Annotated in this window: 15 protein-coding genes and 1 pseudogene; 5 read left to right on the plus strand and 11 right to left on the minus strand. The window is 41.6% G+C overall.

What is annotated here, in order from left to right:
- The first annotated feature begins 325 nt into the window (after window positions 1-325).
- From JNUCC1_RS01855 to JNUCC1_RS01865, 4 genes are all read left to right on the plus strand, one after another.
- Window positions 326-670, plus strand: coding sequence for a GbsR/MarR family transcriptional regulator (locus JNUCC1_RS01855; RefSeq protein WP_231746940.1), 345 nt, complete (start codon window positions 326-328; stop codon window positions 668-670).
- Window positions 670-804 (plus strand): hypothetical protein, encoded by a 135-nt coding sequence (locus JNUCC1_RS18900; protein WP_269448128.1) that lies wholly within the window; start codon window positions 670-672, stop codon window positions 802-804. The genes JNUCC1_RS01855 and JNUCC1_RS18900 overlap by 1 nt, the downstream gene beginning before the upstream one ends.
- A 222-nt stretch (window positions 805-1,026) precedes the next feature.
- Entirely contained in the window at window positions 1,027-1,572 is a 546-nt protein-coding gene (locus JNUCC1_RS01860) for a DUF3267 domain-containing protein (protein WP_156643742.1), read from the plus strand.
- A gap of 484 nt (window positions 1,573-2,056) precedes the next feature.
- Window positions 2,057-2,995 carry a peptidylprolyl isomerase gene (locus tag JNUCC1_RS01865; RefSeq protein ID WP_156643743.1) on the plus strand — a complete coding sequence of 313 codons (939 nt, stop codon included), beginning with the start codon at window positions 2,057-2,059 and terminating at the stop codon, window positions 2,993-2,995.
- A gap of 667 nt (window positions 2,996-3,662) precedes the next feature.
- Here JNUCC1_RS01865 and JNUCC1_RS19105 read toward each other — a convergent pair.
- The 5 genes from JNUCC1_RS19105 to JNUCC1_RS01890 all read right to left on the minus strand — a co-directional run bounded on the left by JNUCC1_RS19105 (window position 3,663) and on the right by JNUCC1_RS01890 (window position 9,840).
- Window positions 3,663-3,968 carry a sporulation YhaL family protein gene (locus JNUCC1_RS19105; RefSeq protein WP_331713562.1) on the minus strand — a complete coding sequence of 102 codons (306 nt, stop codon included), beginning with the start codon at window positions 3,966-3,968 and terminating at the stop codon, window positions 3,663-3,665.
- Between the two features lie 94 nt (window positions 3,969-4,062).
- Window positions 4,063-5,007 carry a 3'-5' exoribonuclease YhaM gene (gene yhaM / locus JNUCC1_RS01875; protein ID WP_156643744.1) on the minus strand — a complete coding sequence of 315 codons (945 nt, stop codon included), beginning with the start codon at window positions 5,005-5,007 and terminating at the stop codon, window positions 4,063-4,065.
- Window positions 5,008-5,036: 29 nt separating this feature from the next.
- Window positions 5,037-5,579 (minus strand): GbsR/MarR family transcriptional regulator, encoded by a 543-nt coding sequence (locus tag JNUCC1_RS01880; RefSeq protein WP_331713563.1) that lies wholly within the window; start codon window positions 5,577-5,579, stop codon window positions 5,037-5,039.
- A gap of 39 nt (window positions 5,580-5,618) precedes the next feature.
- A complete protein-coding gene (locus JNUCC1_RS01885) occupies window positions 5,619-8,606 on the minus strand; it encodes an ATP-binding protein (RefSeq protein ID WP_156643746.1) in 2,988 nt (995 codons plus the stop codon).
- Window position 8,607: 1 nt separating this feature from the next.
- Window positions 8,608-9,840: a metallophosphoesterase family protein gene (locus tag JNUCC1_RS01890; RefSeq protein WP_156643747.1), complete on the minus strand. Its 1,233-nt coding sequence runs from the start codon at window positions 9,838-9,840 to the stop codon at window positions 8,608-8,610.
- Window positions 9,841-10,009: 169 nt separating this feature from the next.
- Here JNUCC1_RS01890 and JNUCC1_RS01895 point away from each other — a divergent pair, with 169 nt between their 5' ends.
- Complete coding sequence (locus JNUCC1_RS01895) at window positions 10,010-10,195, plus strand: YhzD family protein (RefSeq protein ID WP_156643748.1); 186 nt, start codon at window positions 10,010-10,012, stop codon at window positions 10,193-10,195.
- Between the two features lie 249 nt (window positions 10,196-10,444).
- On the opposite strand, the gene ltrA is transcribed toward JNUCC1_RS01895, so the two are convergent.
- The 6 genes and pseudogenes from ltrA to JNUCC1_RS01925 form a co-directional block, all read right to left on the minus strand.
- Window positions 10,445-11,704 carry a group II intron reverse transcriptase/maturase gene (gene ltrA / locus JNUCC1_RS01900; protein ID WP_156643749.1) on the minus strand — a complete coding sequence of 420 codons (1,260 nt, stop codon included), beginning with the start codon at window positions 11,702-11,704 and terminating at the stop codon, window positions 10,445-10,447.
- Window positions 11,705-12,310: 606 nt separating this feature from the next.
- A complete protein-coding gene (locus JNUCC1_RS01905; protein ID WP_156643750.1) occupies window positions 12,311-13,087 on the minus strand; it encodes an enoyl-CoA hydratase-related protein in 777 nt (258 codons plus the stop codon).
- A gap of 99 nt (window positions 13,088-13,186) precedes the next feature.
- Window positions 13,187-15,069 (minus strand): annotated as a pseudogene (gene htpG / locus JNUCC1_RS01910) (molecular chaperone HtpG).
- A gap of 98 nt (window positions 15,070-15,167) precedes the next feature.
- Window positions 15,168-15,530: a fluoride efflux transporter CrcB gene (gene crcB / locus JNUCC1_RS01915; RefSeq protein WP_156643751.1), complete on the minus strand. Its 363-nt coding sequence runs from the start codon at window positions 15,528-15,530 to the stop codon at window positions 15,168-15,170.
- Window positions 15,527-15,907 carry a fluoride efflux transporter CrcB gene (gene crcB / locus JNUCC1_RS01920; RefSeq protein WP_156643752.1) on the minus strand — a complete coding sequence of 127 codons (381 nt, stop codon included), beginning with the start codon at window positions 15,905-15,907 and terminating at the stop codon, window positions 15,527-15,529. Before crcB (JNUCC1_RS01920) ends, crcB (JNUCC1_RS01915) begins: the two co-directional genes overlap by 4 nt.
- Before the next feature lie 117 nt (window positions 15,908-16,024).
- Window positions 16,025-17,011 (minus strand): diaminopimelate dehydrogenase, encoded by a 987-nt coding sequence (locus JNUCC1_RS01925; protein WP_156643753.1) that lies wholly within the window; start codon window positions 17,009-17,011, stop codon window positions 16,025-16,027.
- Between the last annotated feature and the right edge of the window lie 18 nt (window positions 17,012-17,029).

The following is a 17,029-nucleotide window of genomic DNA, read 5'->3' on the forward strand; positions in this document are numbered from 1 at the left end:
ATGGACATGGGACATATGCATTATTTATTTATTTACGAGCTGTTTTATAGACCATGCATTTAAGGTTAACAATTATTCGCAACGCCCACAAACTTTATCAACTCTTTATATCACTATACTACTATATACCTAAAGCACTATATAACTCAAACAGTAAATACCATTGTTTTTGTACGTATAATCCATTCAGTTTATACTGTACGAACTTATAAAGGATTATCCTTTTATTTCCTTGCTTATGCTTCTATATACTATTCAAATGCCTATTTTTAAAAAAGATCACTTTCGTGTAACCTTATATTAGCATGGCTTTTAGGAGGTTAATATGTTTCGATATACACAAGAGACTGTTTCTGATCAGATTATAATGGAGTTTGCCAAAACCGCTGAACTGTTTGGCCTGACAACACTGGAAGCCCGTTTATTCGCATATATGTATTTAGAGGACAGACCATTAACATTAGATGAGATGAGTGAGGCCATCGGAAAAAGCAGAACATCAATGAGCAATGGCGTCCGAGGTCTGTTAGATCTAAAATTGGTGACACGTGTATGGAAAAAAGGAGAACGAAAAGATTTATATCAGGCTGCTTCCCCCTGTTTAATATATTCATGGATGCTTATTTACAAAAATGGGTCAGTGCTACGCAAAACCAGAAAGAAGCCTTAATGCATATAAAAGATACCACCCAACACGAAGATCTCAATCCTTCTACTCTAAAACAACTTGAACAAATGATCGATTTTCACCACAACATTAAAGACAGCTTCAGTCAGTTACGAAACATTTCAGCCAGTGAATAACCTACAGAAAATGGCACCTAAAAAGGGTGCTTTTTTTGTACCTATAACTACCTAAAAAACCTGTTATGATCTGCTTCCTGAAACATAATGAATCAAAGTTGAAACATGTCGAGAAAAAGTATGAAAAAATGGGTAAAAACCTATTGCTTTTTTGCTTAAAACATACTATGATTCATTAAGATTTCAAAGTCAGAACTATGTAGGATAACAGGGGTGATCAAAATGAATTGCTGGAAGTCGATTAATATTGAGAAAGATTATGGGAGCAACCGATTATATTTAATGTCTTCATTAATCGGGTTAGGCTCTTTTATTATTTTGTTTGTGCCAGTTTCTATGATTCATGGAACAGATACAATTGCCGACCAAGGTATGGTTTTATTCATTTTGGCACTTGTTATGCTGCCCACACTGCATTCACTGGCTCATATACTGCCGCTTCTTATTACAAATAAGCCTGTAAAAATTAAATATAAAACACGCGTTAAATGTCTGCCAACGTTTCACTGCTATTCGGGAAGCTATTTGTCAAAAAAATTAGCATTGGCGATCATGCTTCTCCCAACACTCTTAATAACAATCCCCGGATTGGCCTTGAGTCTGGCATCCCCGTCTTTATTTGCGTATGCTCTCGTGTTTACTGCGCTTCATATTGGGGTGTCGTTCAGAGATTTTGTCTATATTGTCCACATTTTAAGAGCACCCAAATCAGCCGTTGTGGAAAATGGTGCGAATGATTTAGATATCCTTGTAAAAATGTCTAGATAAAAGTATTTCGGGTTCTGTCATTTTGTTATGACAGAACCTTTACTTATAGCTCAGAATCCAATGAATGAACTGATCAGATCATGCTGATCATACTTACCACTTTCCACTGAGGGTTAATTTTGATAAAGTAGAGGTTGTAGAAAGACGCTTGGCAAATCAAATCGTATTACTGCTTAGCATCGGGGGATCAGTATGGAGATTATTTTTTTAGTGTATGCTTTTGTAGTCTTTTTCATTTTTAATACACTCACACAAAATTTTTGCCTAAAAATGGAATTGAAGCCAGCTAAACAAAAAACATTTTTCCGCTTTATAAATATCATGATTTTAATCTTGCTTTTATCCTCATACGTCAGGGTTATAAATGTGACTGTTTAATATTAAAAGTGTGGAAATCATTAAACACGCTATATTTTTTCACATTAGATGTGATATATTAACTAATGGTTGTACTAAAAACACATTTAAATTAGGAGTGTAACATATGAAAAAGGTACTTATTGCAGCAGTTGCAACAACCTCACTTTTCACACTGGGGGCATGCAGCAACGATGATTCTGAAGCAGTCGTTGAAACAGAAGCAGGAAATATTACTAAAAGTGAATTTTACGATGAATTAAAGGACCGTTACGGAGAGGATGTTCTCCGGGAAATGATTGAAGTCAAGGTTCTTAGCGATAAATATGAGGATGTTACGCAAGAAGATGCCGACGAAGAAGTTGATAAAATGAAAGAACAGTACGGTGAGCAATTCCCTATGCTCCTTCAGCAACAGGGATTCGGAGATGAAGAAAACTTTCGTCGCCTGATGTATACAAGCATGCTACGTGAAGCTGCTGCATCAGAGGATATTGAAATTACCGATAAAGAAATCGAAAAGCAGTACGAACTAATGAAAAAGGAAATCAAGGCCCAGCACATTCTTGTTGAAGATAAAGAAACTGCAAAAGAAGTAAAGAAAAAGCTTGAGGATGGTGCGGACTTTGCTAAGCTGGCCAAAGAATATTCAAAAGATCAGGGATCAGCTGAAAACGGTGGAGATCTTGGATATTTCTCAGTCGGTGTAACTGCCCCACAAGGACAGCGTATGGTGCCTGAATTTGAAGAGGCAGTTCTGAACCTTGAAGAAGGTAAAATCAGTGATCCAGTCGAAACATCTCATGGTTTCCATATCATTAAAGTAAATGATAAACGAGAAAAAGAAGAAGAAGTCGGTTCACTGGAAGACAATAAAGAAGACATTCGTCGCGCGCTTTTAAATGAAAAAGTCGACATGCAAAAAGCACAAGAAAAACTTGATAAAATCATGGAAGAAGCAGATGTGAAGGTTAAAGCAGAGGGCATTGATGAAGATTTATTTAAATCAAACTCAGACCAAAAAGCGCCAGAAGAACAAGACAAAGAAAATAAAGACGAAAAATAACACCAAACAAAAAGGTTCATCCATGAGATGAACCTTTTTTTATGCACAATTTAAGTAAACTGCGAACTAACTAGTTAGATCTAATTTGGGATTTTATGACTGCCAATGGCAACCGCTCGGGGAAAACACTCCGCGTCCAGTGGGCGCTGATGAGCCTCCTCGCGCTGCGCGCTGTGGGGTCTCATCTAGGCTTTTGCTCCCACGGGAGTCTCCGTGTTTTCCCCGAGCTGAGTGAGAAGTGTCGACCTTCCTTCTCGCTTTCGTGGGTAGAACGGTTGAAAGTGTGAATCAGCATATAGGGATTGAAAAACATTAACGGAAATAAATCTCATAGTAAGCCAAGATTATGACTAATAAGGAACCTCACCTGTCAGTGGGCGGCCCAAGAAGTGTTCACGTTCATACCTGATTTCTTAAGTAGAACCGTCCAAGTCACTGAAAGAACATAAAGTGATTGGAGCGGAGGGAAGTCGACTCCTGCGGGAACAGCACGAGTCCGAAGACCCCGCAGAGGTGGTTTTCCTCGAGGAGGCTAAGGCCGTGCCCGCGGAAAGCGACTTCCCGCAGCGCAAATCACGATTCTCTCATTGTGGTGGTTAGTTGCCAGAAGCAGTCATTCAAGTTTTCATTAGTTCGCAGTTTGTGTCGATTGTAAGGTGGTATTAGATCAAACCGAGACTTGTTGGCGTTGTTGTTCTTTATCTTCTTTCATGTTTTCTGCTTCAATTTGACGTTCGTTGTCTTGTTCATAGATATGTTGTTCTTGTTCGGCTTCGTGCACCAAAGCTTCATTTCTTTCTTCTTTTCTCATCAATCGTTCATATTCCATACGTTCCATAAAAATACTGCCTTCACGCTCAATATACTGTTGCTCCAACTGTTTTTCTGCTCGGATTGCTCGAAACGTCATATACCCACTGAAAAAAATGAAAGCAATCACCATATAGATCCACCAGGGTAAACCTAACAGCATGTTATTCCCTCCCTTGTCCACGGCTTCTGTTCTCATTTATATGAACAAGCATGTAAGAAAATAACCTGTTTTTATAATTTACAGCGGACTAATGTTAATCAAATACTGGTTTATAAAAGGAGCGATTATCAAGTGGAAACAGCCGCTCTGTAAACTCTCCTGGCTTCACCTTATCAAGTGCTCTATTCAGCATATTCATCTTTGCATCGATCAAATCAATGAGATGCAGCAATTCAGCCTCTCTTACAAGCGGAGGACGCGGACTGCCCCATTCAGCTTTCCCATGATGTGACAAAACCATATGCTGAAGAATAAGGACTTCTTCTTCTCCCTCAATCTGGAGCTGTTCAGCCATGCGCCCGATATCTTCCACCATCATGGGAATATGTCCGATTAACTTTCCTTCAAGGGTATATGTTGTCGTCACCGTTCCCGACAATTCCTTCAACTTTCCAAGATCATGAAGTATGATCCCTGCATACAACAAATCTTTATTCACTTCAGGATACAGGCGATGCAGTTCTTTGGCAATTGCCAGCATGCTCACGATATGATGCGCAAGTCCTGACACATATTCATGGTGGTTCTTCGCCGCTGCGGGATATAGCAATAAATCGTTCTGATGCTTTTTAAGAAAAGCTCGGACAAGTCGCTGTAAAACCGGATTTTGCATTTCAAAAATCGCTTCAGTAAGTTTTTCTGCAAGTTCATCCTTTTCTACAGGTGCTTTTTCAATGAAATCAGCCACTTGAACGCCCTCTGCTGTTTGAGCTTGACGTATCGACATAATTTTCAATTGAGATCGACCGCGGAATTGAGTGATTTCGCCATTGATACGCACAATCGTTTCCGGAGTATAAGTTGTTTCGTCTTCTGTTTTTGCATCCCACAGTTTTGCTTCAATGTCTCCCGAAGTATCACATAAAATCAGCGTCATGAAGGGTTTTCCATTACTCGCAACGCCCTTTGCAGCGTCTTTAATCAGGAGAAAATCATCAAATGATTCTCCTACTTGGTGATGGCCGATACCTTTTTTCATATGCCGTTCCTCCCCCTGAACATGCATGTCTATTTTTTTGGAATGTATTCGAATATCTTGCCTGATTCTATGACATGGATAAACTCCATAAGCCATTCATAATAGTTGCGGGCATATTCGAGACGTTCTATATCCTGGTCAATTTTAGATTGCAAACGTTCATCTCTCGTTTGTTCGCTGATTGTGCGAAGCTCTGCAATCGTCTCGTCCGCCTCTTCAATATTGGATTCCGTATATTGACGCCAACGATTGCCAAATAAAGATGTAAATGATTTATACCAATCCTCTTCAGACTGATATAAATCTTTACGGATGCCGCGCCGGAATGTTGATTCCACCATTTTCATATCTGACAACGTTCTGACTCCTGTAGACATGCTTGTTTTACTCATCTGAAGTGCATCGCGCATGTCATCAAGTGTCATCGGGTCACCGGAAAAGTACAGGACGCCATATAATCTGCCAATAGACGATGTGATTCCGTATAAATTCATGTTTTTAGCGATCACTTGTATGAACTTCTCAATTTTCTCTTCATACAATTCCCAGTCCTTCTCATGCTGTTCAGTCACTTGCCACCCCTCCATCACACCTGATAAATTTTGCTAAAGCTATTCTATCACTAAATTATTAGCAATGCGAACGGATTCGTTCAAGTAAACTGTCTTTTCTTTTTTAACAGTTTGTACAATTTCTTTTTTACAGGTGAATAGTATAATTTGTTGTTGTGAGCTGATTTTTTGAAGTAGACCCAGCACCTGACGCGTACGAACTGCGTCAAAGTGAACGAAGGCATCGTCAATCATATAAGGAAAATTGTGTGCATCGCTTATAACAGAGCCGATCGCAAGCCGCAAAGAGACATATAACTGATCAAGGGTGCCTTGAGATAATTCTGTCACATTAAAGCGCATACCATCCTGCTGTTCTACACGAAACAGTTCACCCTTTTCAGGAGCAAACACATTTGAATATCGCCCGTCCGTTAAAGTCTTAAAGTATAACGTTGTCTGGCGCATTATTTTATCCATATACTTCTCACGAAACGTGCGCTTAGCGTCATTAAGCACACCTTTTGCAGTTGCGAGCACCGCCCATCTCTCAGCTTGTCTTCTTAATTCCTCCTGCTCACTGTTAAACTGATGTTGGCGTTGGGATAAGGTTTCAGCGGATTCCATTTGCTTCAATTCAGCGTACAACTGCGATTGGTTTGAACGTTCCTGTTCGAGCCTCTCTTCCAACCCTTCCTGCTGTACCTGCAAAACTTCGAATTCCTGCTGCCATTTCTTTTCGTCACGTGAAGCTTCAGTATACAAATAATGCTGTTCTTCCTTGGAAAAACGATTCGATAACTGGTCCGTAATACTTTTCAAATGATGCTTTAACTGTTGTTTGGATTCAAATTTGCTTGCCTTTTCCCAAAAGTCTTCTTCCTCTGACACCCCGGCTTGTCTAAACAATTGTGCTTGCTCATTCTCATACGTTTGCATTTTTTCCTTAAGTGCATCAAGAGCGGTTTGATGATCTTCTATGGAAACAATGTAAGAATCAATCCGATTTTCTATATTGCGTTGTTCGTCAAGATAAGCTGACAACTCAGCCGCAACGTTTGTTTTCTCCTTTGAAAAAGGCCAGCCCTTTTCTTTATAAAATGCGGATGCCTGAGAATGAAGTTCATAGGATTTCTGTTCTGTGGCTGTACGTTCCTCAATAAGTATCGTTTTTTCCTCAAAACGTGATAACATATGGCGAAGTGTCAAATATAGTTCCGGCCAATAAGTGATATCAACTTGTCCCAGGAACGGATACGTTTGTTTCTCCACTGCCTCGGCTTGACTCTGCTGGCTTTTTTGAATGTCAAAGGTGTTCTTTCTTTCATCCCATTTAAGCCATTCCAAGTGATTGGTTTTCTCAGCAGCTTTAAGGTCTTTAAGTGCATCTTGAGCTTCATTATGCCGTGTGAGATCAGCTTCAAATTGAGCACGTTCAGCTTCAGACAATGCTGTACGGCCGTCATGACCATTGTTTGTTGAAAACATCTCAGACATATCATTTAAAGATCGATTACCAAAGATGTATTGACCAATTCCGAAGACCCATATCAATCCTGCAGTAAACAACATCACGGTATTGGTCATAAATAGCCCAGCAAAAGCTACAGCAGCCCCGATGGTAAGCGCGGACCAAAGTGTTATGGATAAACGTTTCAGACGTTTCTGTTTCATTTGCTGCCACTGATCCTGTTGCTTGTTCGTCTGCTGAAGTAACGTTTCTGCGGTATTGTGTGCATCATCCTCATCAATCAAAGCCTTAAGTTTCCTTACCTCTTTCTCATCAAGCAGCTGACGCGTCAGTTTCTCCTGATCTTGCTCCAGCACTTCTTGTTCGCGAAGCAGTATTAGATGTTGCTCTTGAAGGTTTTGTTCTTCTGAATCCAGCTCCATATGTCTTTCTTTTAAGGACTGCCAACGTTTTTCTGTTCCAAAAGGCAGTTCTATATGGACCAGTTCTTCTTGACCAAGATCAAGGCTGAGTGACTTGAGTTCGGCTTCAATCTGATGATGCAGTTGCTCAATTTGATCGCTTTGTCTCTTAATCTGCCGGTGCAGATCACTCCTTATATTTTGCTGTTCAAGAAGATATCGAACTGTTTGAAGGTGTTCTTCAGAGCACTTCTCTGCTTTCAACTGACTTAGAATGTTTTTATATTGTGTCTTGGTCTTTTCAAGCGCGGCATATTCACCTCTCAATGGAAGCAGCTGGTCTGCCAATCTTTCAAAGCGCTCTGTGCCGTTATCAGGAAATCGGATTTCTTCAGGGAACGCCTCCAAGTCTCTCAAGCATGCATCATAATCTCTTAAAAGCGGCAGAGCTTCCACTTGTCTCTCCAACATTTGACGTTTGTCATGAAAGGTTTTTACGTGTTCTTTTAACTCTCGAAACGAGATTACAGACGCGTCTAAGCTTTGTTTTTTATCTCGGTACGTTTCTTCAGTTTCTTTGAGTTCAGAGATGTTTTTCTTAAGGTCGTCCAAGTGTCTCAGCTGTTTGTTAATGACCGGATTTTTTCCTGTTGGCTTAAACCATTCTCCCATTTCGTTTTCTAGTTTTTTCTCAATACGCTGTATGCCTGAGGATCCTGTAAGACCAACCCCTAAAAGTACATCTCCAAGATCTTCTGCTTTCATATTGCGAATTTCTGTCAAATCCAAGGCTGAAAAGGAGAAAATAGATTCATATGTCGCTTGAGTCATGCCATTTAATTGCGCTTTTAACCAGTCTTCCTGATAGATTTCCCCATTTTCCATTTCGCAAACCGCTGCACCGTTACGTACATGGTGCATCCGTTCGATGGTGTATAATTGGTGATCTGAATCCTTCACTGTCAATCGCCCACCCATGCGGCTGCTTGCTTTCGGCTGATAAAACGCCCTTTTCTTCGGGGGAAATCCAAAAAGCATAAACAGCAAAAACGCCTGCAATGTAGATTTACCGGCTTCATTTTCGCCATATAGGCAAATAAAATCTCGATTGGACAGATCAATCGTTTCATCAATCCAATTACCAAACCCGAAAATATGCGCTTTAACAAATTGCATGTTATTGCCTCCCCTCAGAAAAAAGTGCCTGAACAAGCCACTGTTTCGCTTTTTCTTTAAGTGCCTGCTCTGTTTCTGAATTAATTGGCTTCAAGTATTTTCTGGCATGGCGATGACGATATAAATCATCTAAATACGATTGTACGGGAGCCTCATCTAATTCTCGTAAAAGCTCCCCTGCAAAATGGGAGCCTTGATACAGGTCTTCATATGAGATGTGTGTTGTCAGACGATATTGGTATATGTACTGCCATGGAGAATCGGACGTCATCTTTTCATTAATCAGCTCCATACATTCTGAAAGCCGTCCATCCTGTTCCCAGGTGTCCAGTAAACGGTTTGTACTTGAAAGGGATAGATATATCAGCTGGTGTGTGTGATCTATGCGGTCAGTGAGAGCAGATGAAATGGCTTCTTCCAGGTGGAAAATGGTATCACACTCACCAGTTGCAACATGAACTTCCCTAAAAGTCACTGTGTTGAGTGGCATAAAGGTAAGGTTCACGTCATTAGGCGTCATTTTTACATAATAACACCCTTTCTCCCCCGTTTCTTTGCGGCTCCGGCCTTGGGTGTTCCCAGGGTACACAATAGCCGGATCTGTGTGTAAAATTTCTCGTTTGTGAATATGCCCAAGAGCCCAGTAATCCATCTCCACCTCCATCATATCCTTTAATTGAAAAGGTGCATAAACATCATGCTCTGTATTGGATGCCAGACTACCGTGCAGCATAGCGATATGGTAGGGGATAGAGGGATCTTCTTTGTAATAAGAACCTGTTTTGTTCTCGGTTACTGAGCGATGTTCGTAACTGAATCCGTATATTGCTGCGAGTGGTATTCCTTTTTTATGAAAAACAATGCTCCGAACTTCTTCATCTGGAAATATATAAACATTTTCAGGATATGTCACTGGATATTTATTTCCGCTTGTATAATCATGATTCCCATATAACATGTAAACATTAATCCCATGTTTTTCGAGGGTTTCAAAGGCTGTCCGTAACCTGACCTGGGCCTTTAAAGATTGATGGTCTTGGTCAAACACATCTCCTGAAATCAACACAAAGTCTACTTCATGCTCAATCGCTGCAATTACAAGATTTTGAAGTGCCTTAAATGTACTCTCCCGCACGTCTTGAAGCACTGAGTTTGGCGCTTCTCCCAGCCCCTTAAACGGACTGTCCAAATGCAGGTCGGCTGCATGGATAAATGAAATATGCGTTTCAGCCATTATTATTACCTCCATCGATTAACTTTACGATCAACTGTTGTATGTTTTGATCTATTGTATCAAACAGAAAAGGCGAATGCACGTTCGAAGGTGCAACTTTTAAGAAGATGTGTTATCTTTAGATTAAAAGGACTTATCGACAAATCTCTACATATGGAGGATGGGACACATGCAAACTTATGCTTTGACGGTTTTCGAAAAAAATGGAGACTTACTGCTCGACGAATCTTTCACTGCAGCTAATGATGACGAAGCAAAAGTAATTGGTGCCAAGAGACTTGAGGAAGAAGGGTTGAACGACAAAACACATCGTTGCGTCTCACCAGATGCAAAACTCATCCTGTTTCACAGATAAACAGAACAAAGCAGAAACGCCTTGGTCACCCCCGAAAAGCATAAGCAAGAACGCGTAGTGGTGGGCTTTGACACGAAACGTTCTTGCTTATGACTCGATGGGGTAGGCGTTGGAGCTGGACGTGGCCTTTGGAAATATTTGTTAACAGTTCGAAATTTTATAATTTCCTAAACAATCGAGTAGGAGGGGGTGACTAACCCCCGACCTCTCACACCACCGTACGTACGGTTCCGTATACGGCGGTTTCATTTAAGTCCAACGCAACGTTTGATATCGTTTAAGCAGACTCTTAAGCCCTTGGATTGACCAGTATTGGTCACCAAGGGCTTTATGCAAGATGGGGCTTTTGGCAATCCGCCAATAAGCCTTTCTTGTGTTGGCCCATTCCCACGCTTTCTCTTTCTTCACGCCGTATTTCACAAGATTCTTGTACTTCGTTTTGACTAGCTTCCATTCTTTCCACCTAATCATTCGCAGTCTTCTTCGAATCCAGGCATCCAGTTTGTTGAATGTGGTTGGCGTTTCTGCCAGTTGATAATAACCAAGCCAGCCCACCAAATATCGATTGAGTTTCTCGATTCTATCTGTCATATTCATGGATTTTCTTCTGGATGTAAGAGCCCGGACACGTTGTTTGAAGCGTTTGATACTCTCTTTGGGTATCCGGATTTTCGGGTGATCTTTGTGAAACGTGAAGGAAAACCCCAGAAATTTACGTCTCCATGGGCGATCCACCGCACTTTTCTCTACGTTGACCTTCAGCTTGAGTTTACTTTCAATAAATTGTGTAATATTTTCCATTACACGCAACCCTGCACGTCTTGATTTGACGTATATATTACAGTCGTCCGCATAGCGGACGAAACGGAGTCCTCTTTTCTCCAATTCCTTGTCCAACTCATCTAAGACGATATTGGAAAGTAGTGGACTGAGCGGACCACCTTGCGGAGCTCCTTCTGTATTAGGACGCACTAAACCCTCTTCCATAATACCTGCCTGCAGGTATCTTCGAATCAGCTTCAATAGATGTGGGTCCTCAATACGTTTGTTCAATGTGCGCATCAAACGATCGTGGTTGACTTTATCGAAGAATTTCTCTAGGTCCATGTCAACGACCCAACGGTAGCCTTCTTTCATGTATTGCCTTGCTTCTCTTACGGCATCATGTCCTCGCTTGTTTGGTCTAAATCCATAACTGTGTTTCGAGAACGTTGAGTCGTATTCTTCAGTGAGAACTTGTGCAATTGCTTGTTGGATGAATCTATCCAACACGGTTGGGATGCCTAACTTCCTCTTCCCGCCGTTTGGTTTCGGGATTTCGACACGACGGACAGGTTGAGGACGATAAGACCCCTCTTGGATTTCTTTTCGCAGGCTTGTCCAATGTTTCATGACATGCGCTCGTAGGTTTTGTACGGGCATTCCATCTACACCATGACTGCCTTTATTACGTTCAACGCGTTTTAGTGCGTTTATTAAGTTTTCCCGTGATAGAATTCGATCCAACATGATATCCAACTCCTGCGTGAATTGTTCTCTCCTCTTGTGTGGCAATCACTTTCAGCCCTTCTAATGTCCCCCACGGAATTCACCGTTTCCTCCATTAGGAAGGATATATGTTTCTGCTTCATCAAGTGTTGCGTACGCGAAGCGACAATTCTCCTTAAATGATTCAGCCCTTCATGGGAACTCTAGATATCCCCATTACTATGGCGTCTGCTGACTTCTGACAGTTCAGTGAGTACTTACGTACTCAGTTACACAATGGGTTGTGCATTTCTGCCAGACCTCCCAGGGTAAGCACACACCCTTCCTCCCCATGTCCCCGCTTCATCTACTTTATGCACCCTTTGGCAGTATGGGTTTTGGCTTGTTGTGCAGCCTCGTCCAAGTACATCTAGCCTTATGAAGTTCGTGTTCCTCGGGGCGGAGATTTGCCGCAGACTTCCTTCAGATTCCAGATTTCTCTGGACACCCTTGTCCTTGGCTAATCGCTACTACTGCCTTCACGATTCGGGACTTTAACCCTATAGAGTGTGCGCATGCCTGGCACACACAAAAAAGAACCCTGTGCTTCTTCCAAGGCACAGGGTTCTTTGATCTTGGTTTCGTGTTTTACAAGTTATTGTTAAAAACAGGCGCACGTTTTTCGATGAATGCCTTAACACCTTCTTGATGATTTTCAGAACGTCTCAATATGCGCTGGGCTTCCCTTTCTTCTGCCAGGTAATGTTTGAGTTCATTCAACTTCTGTTCATGGTAGATCTTCTTTGTCTTAAGCATCGTTTGAATTGGTGCAACAAGAATATGCTTGACCACTTGTTCTGCACGCTCGACTGCAGGCTTATCGGATACTATATCAACCAAGCCCATCTCTTCTGCATCGCTGGCCACTACTTGTTCCATGCTCCAGATAAATTTCTTAGCAGCCACAGTGCCAAGTCTTTCCTTAAGCCAGAAGTGACCGCCGCCATCTGGAACAAGCCCAACACCTAAAAACAGCATGCCCAGCCGTGACTTTGAATTCGCTACAACATAATCCCCTGCTAAAGCGAGACTCATACCCAAACCCGCTGCAGGCCCGTCAACTGCACTAATCACAATTTTAGGCAGCATATACAACCGTCTCATGATGTCTTCAATGGTGTCCATGACGTTATCATATAATTCTTCATCAGCAAAGTCATGCTGCAACATGCTTACATCACCGCCAGCTGAAAACGCCTTGCCTTCCCCGAAGATCATCACTACATGATCATCGTTTTTTTCCACTTGTTTAATGACATCCAACAGTTCATTCAGCATCTCAACATTTAAAGCGTTATAGCTCTTGGGCCGATTGAGAGAAATATAAGAAACACCCTTTTTACTTTCCAATAAAACAGTATTCATTCTAACTCCCCTTGGAAATCAAATCGACGCTGGTGAGACGTTCATGGTGCAAATGCATGCGTCATGTCCATCATATCATGTCTTAGCGGGACAACCAATTTAAGGCACCATTACTTTACAGATGTCATTGGTGAATTCAACCGGATCATCAACCTGGATCCCTTCAATAAGCAACGCTTGGTTGTATAAAAGGTTTGTATACAACTTCAATTGATCAGGATCACTGTCGTACGCTTTCTGGAGAGCCTGGAATACATCATGATTTACGTTAATTTCCAGAACTTTTTCCGCTTGAACAGACTGATTATTCGGCATGGCACTCAAAACCTTTTCCATTTCAAGTGAAATCTCGCCATCAGCTGTCAGGCATACTGGATGTGATTTCAAACGTTTGGACGCACGGACATCTTTCACTTTATTTGTTAGCAGATCTTTCATAGCTGAAAAAAGCGCTTTATTATCTGCTTCCTTCTCTTCTGCCTCTTGTTCTTCCGCATCGTCTTCAAAACCAAGATCCCCACTAGAGACAGAACGGAATTCTTTCTCCTTATAGGTCATCAGCATGCGAATCGCAAATTCATCGACATCTTCTGTAAAGAATAAGATGTCATATCCTTTATCAGCAACCATTTCAGTTTGTGGCAGCTTTTCGATTCGCTCATAAGAATCGCCTGTTGCATAATAAATATACGGCTGATCTTCTGGCATGTTCTCAACGTATTCAGATAATGTGACAAGCTTCTTTTCTTTAGACGAATAGAACATCAGGAGGTCTTGGAGTGTGTCCTTATTTGCGCCAAAGTCCGAGTACACACCGAATTTCAGCTGACGACCAAATGTTTTATAGAACGTCTCATATTTCTCCCGATCGTTTTTAATCATGTTTTCCAATTCTTTTTGATTTTACGGGTAATGTTCTTCTCAATCAGTTTAAGCTGCCTGTCATGCTGCAGCATCTCACGCGAGATGTTTAAAGACAGGTCCTCGGAGTCCACAATCCCTTTGACAAAACTGAAATAATCCGGCAAAAGATCGGCACATTTATCCATAATCAAGACACTGTTTGAATAAAGCTCCAGGCCTTTTTCATAATCCTGGGAGTAATAGTCGAATGGCATGGTTTCTGGAATGTACAAAATCGCATGATAGCGAATCGTGCCGTCAACGTTTGTATGAATGTATGTGAGAGGCTTATCAAACCCAAACCGTTTCTCCTGGTAGAAGTTCTCATAGTCTTCATCAGTCAGCTCACTTTTATTTTTGCGCCAGATCGGAACCATGCTGTTGATGGTTTCCTCTTCGGTATACTCCACATATTCTTCCTCGTCCTCATCTTTTGGCTTGGACTTCGTGACTTCCATTTTAATCGGATAGCGGATAAAGTCTGAGTATTTCTTTATAATTGTTGTGAGTTGATCTTCCTCAAGAAACTGATCATAATTATCCTCTTCACCATTTTCCTTGATGGTCAAAATAATGTCAGTCCCGACTGTGTCTTTTTGTGCAGGCTCGATTGAATAGCCCTCTCTGCCTTCAGATTCCCATTTAAAAGCTTCATCACTGCCAAGTGGTTTGGTAACAACAGTCACTTTATCAGCTACCATAAATGCAGCATAAAAACCGACACCAAACTGCCCGATAATATCATAGCCATCTTTGAGTTCTGTTTCATTCTTAAATGCAAAAGACCCACTCTGAGCAATGGTTCCAAGGTTATCTTCCAGTTCTTCTTGAGTCATACCGATTCCTGTGTCTGAAACCCGTAATGTTCGAGCGTCTTTATCTGCTTCTATTTCTATATAGTAGTCCGCCTGATTGAAAGACAGGTTATCGTCTGTAAGAGCTCTGTAATAGATTTTGTCAATCGCATCGCTCGCATTGGATATCAGTTCCCTGAGAAACACTTCCTTCTGTGAATAAATCGAGTTAATCACCAGATCTAGCAGGCGCTTTGATTCAGCTTGAAATGCTTTTTGTGCCATTTACATTCTCTCCTTTGTTATATTAATCCCTTACTTATTATATAAGAAATAAGAATTTGAGCAAAGAAATTAGCACTCGACATGATCAAGTGCTAAGATTACGCGAAAATATGCATTCCCAACCACGCAGCCAGAGTACAAACGATAACCGAACCTGCTACGTATGAAGCTGCTGCATATGTTTTCTTCAATTGTAATAGAGTAATGGTTTCATGACCAAACGTGGAGAATGTCGTAAAAGCTCCGCAAAAGCCAACTCCAAGCAAGAACCATAGTGGGTCGGTTATGACCTGATTCACGTGAAGGCTGTACAAAGCCCCGAGGGTAAACGATCCAACGGCATTGACAAACCAAGTTCCAACGGGAATAAAAGTACGGTGTTCCATGTTACGGTTGATTAAACTTGCCAGAGTGTATCTGAAGACCGCACCGAACGCACCGCCGATACCGGTCATAATCATGCTTTTTCACCTCCGTCTCTAAGGGCAAGTTTAACACCCGCGTAAGCAAGTATAAGCCCAGCCCCAATGGAAAGAGTCACATAAATCAATGCGCGACCGATCATATCGTTTTCCAGCAGCTGTACCGTTTCAAATGAAAATGCGGAAAATGTTGTAAATGATCCAAGCAGGCCAGTACCCAGCAGGAGACTCCAGTCCGGATGCAACTTCTTTTTAACTTTTCCCAGTGTTAAAAGCCATCCGAGCAAAAAACAGCCCAACATATTAACCAGAAGCGTTGCATATGGAAATGCATCGTAGGAAACAAAAGCGCCTATCCCATAACGCAACACAGCTCCGATCGTTCCGCCAGCCATAACCAATAATAGTTGCTTCATACCGCTCATCCTTTTAATTCCGAAATAGAAGTCATCGATGCTATTTATTGTACACTAAAAAACCTTTGGAGCAAAAACGCTCCAAAGGTCAGCTCTCAGTATAAAACCAATTCTAGCTTAAAGCATCTCTCGGATTACATCGCGGATTGGACGGGAGGTTAAATAAGTAAGCGGAATATCGAAAACAGTTTTTGCACCTGTTTGCCTATTTGATTGCATAAGACAGGCGGCACGGGCATAAGCAGCCATCACACTCCCAGTAAATTCGGGATTACTGTCAAATTTTGCGGTCAACTCTACATATTGATGGTGTGATTTCTCTGTATAACCAGACCTGATTACGTGACCGCCATGCTTTTTTTGATGATGATTTGTTCTTAATTCATCCAAGCTGATAAAATGAACCGTCGTTCGGTAATCAGCGAAATAATGCGGCATTGTCTTGATCTCATGGGCAATTCTTTTTTCTTCGCTTGGATTGTCAGCCACTACATAACACATCCTTTCATGCCGTTCTGTCGCGTTAAACGATAATTTTCTGCCCGACCGCGCCGCTTCTAATGCATCTTGATTAGGAATTGTATACTGAACAGCATCTGTCACGCCAGCAACATCCTTTACAGCAGCAGTATGTCCTTGACTCAACCCCTCACCCCAGAACGTATCTGTTTGACCGTTCGGAAGCAAGACTTCTCCCAACAGACGCTGCATGGAGAAAATCCCCGGGTCCCACCCCACTCCAATAATCGCGGTTTTCCCGCCCTTCTCAGCAGCTGCATCCACTGCATCAAGGTGCTCAACAATTTCAGCATGGATATCATAGCTATCAACCATATTAAACATGGAAGCAACATGCGGACTCATCTCAGGAAGATCTGCTTTTGATTGTGCACAAACAATCATGACATCAATATCATCTTCATACAATGCCATGTCATTGTAATCTCTTACAACTGTATCGCTAAAATAAGGTTTAATCACATTAGGCCGCCTTCGCGTAAATACTGCCCCGAGCGTCATATCTCTCTGTTGCTTCAATGCAATTTCTACGCCTCTTCCCACTTGACCATATCCGACAATCCCTGCACGTATCAGTCTGTTCATGATGATCACGACCCTCTG

Source organism: Lentibacillus sp. JNUCC-1 (assembly GCF_009741735.1).
In the GTDB taxonomy this organism is placed as follows: Bacteria; Bacillota; Bacilli; order Bacillales; family Amphibacillaceae; genus Lentibacillus_B.

Bases quoted from the DNA above. Each gene is read 5' to 3' on its own strand.
- JNUCC1_RS01855 (WP_231746940.1), top strand. From the start codon at position 326: ATGTTTCGATATACACAAGAGACTGTTTCTGATCAGATTATAATGGAG.
- JNUCC1_RS18900 (WP_269448128.1), top strand. From the start codon at position 670: ATGCATATAAAAGATACCACCCAACACGAAGATCTCAATCCTTCTACT.
- JNUCC1_RS01860 (WP_156643742.1), top strand. From the start codon at position 1,027: ATGAATTGCTGGAAGTCGATTAATATTGAGAAAGATTATGGGAGCAAC.
- JNUCC1_RS01865 (WP_156643743.1), top strand. From the start codon at position 2,057: ATGAAAAAGGTACTTATTGCAGCAGTTGCAACAACCTCACTTTTCACA.
- JNUCC1_RS19105 (WP_331713562.1), bottom strand. From the start codon at position 3,968: ATGCTGTTAGGTTTACCCTGGTGGATCTATATGGTGATTGCTTTCATT.
- yhaM (WP_156643744.1), bottom strand. From the start codon at position 5,007: ATGAAAAAAGGTATCGGCCATCACCAAGTAGGAGAATCATTTGATGAT.
- JNUCC1_RS01885 (WP_156643746.1), bottom strand. From the start codon at position 8,606: ATGCAATTTGTTAAAGCGCATATTTTCGGGTTTGGTAATTGGATTGAT.
- JNUCC1_RS01890 (WP_156643747.1), bottom strand. From the start codon at position 9,840: ATGGCTGAAACGCATATTTCATTTATCCATGCAGCCGACCTGCATTTG.
- JNUCC1_RS01895 (WP_156643748.1), top strand. From the start codon at position 10,010: ATGCAAACTTATGCTTTGACGGTTTTCGAAAAAAATGGAGACTTACTG.
- ltrA (WP_156643749.1), bottom strand. From the start codon at position 11,704: ATGTTGGATCGAATTCTATCACGGGAAAACTTAATAAACGCACTAAAA.
- JNUCC1_RS01905 (WP_156643750.1), bottom strand. From the start codon at position 13,087: ATGAATACTGTTTTATTGGAAAGTAAAAAGGGTGTTTCTTATATTTCT.
- crcB (WP_156643751.1), bottom strand. From the start codon at position 15,530: ATGATTATGACCGGTATCGGCGGTGCGTTCGGTGCGGTCTTCAGATAC.
- crcB (WP_156643752.1), bottom strand. From the start codon at position 15,907: ATGAAGCAACTATTATTGGTTATGGCTGGCGGAACGATCGGAGCTGTG.
- JNUCC1_RS01925 (WP_156643753.1), bottom strand. From the start codon at position 17,011: ATGAACAGACTGATACGTGCAGGGATTGTCGGATATGGTCAAGTGGGA.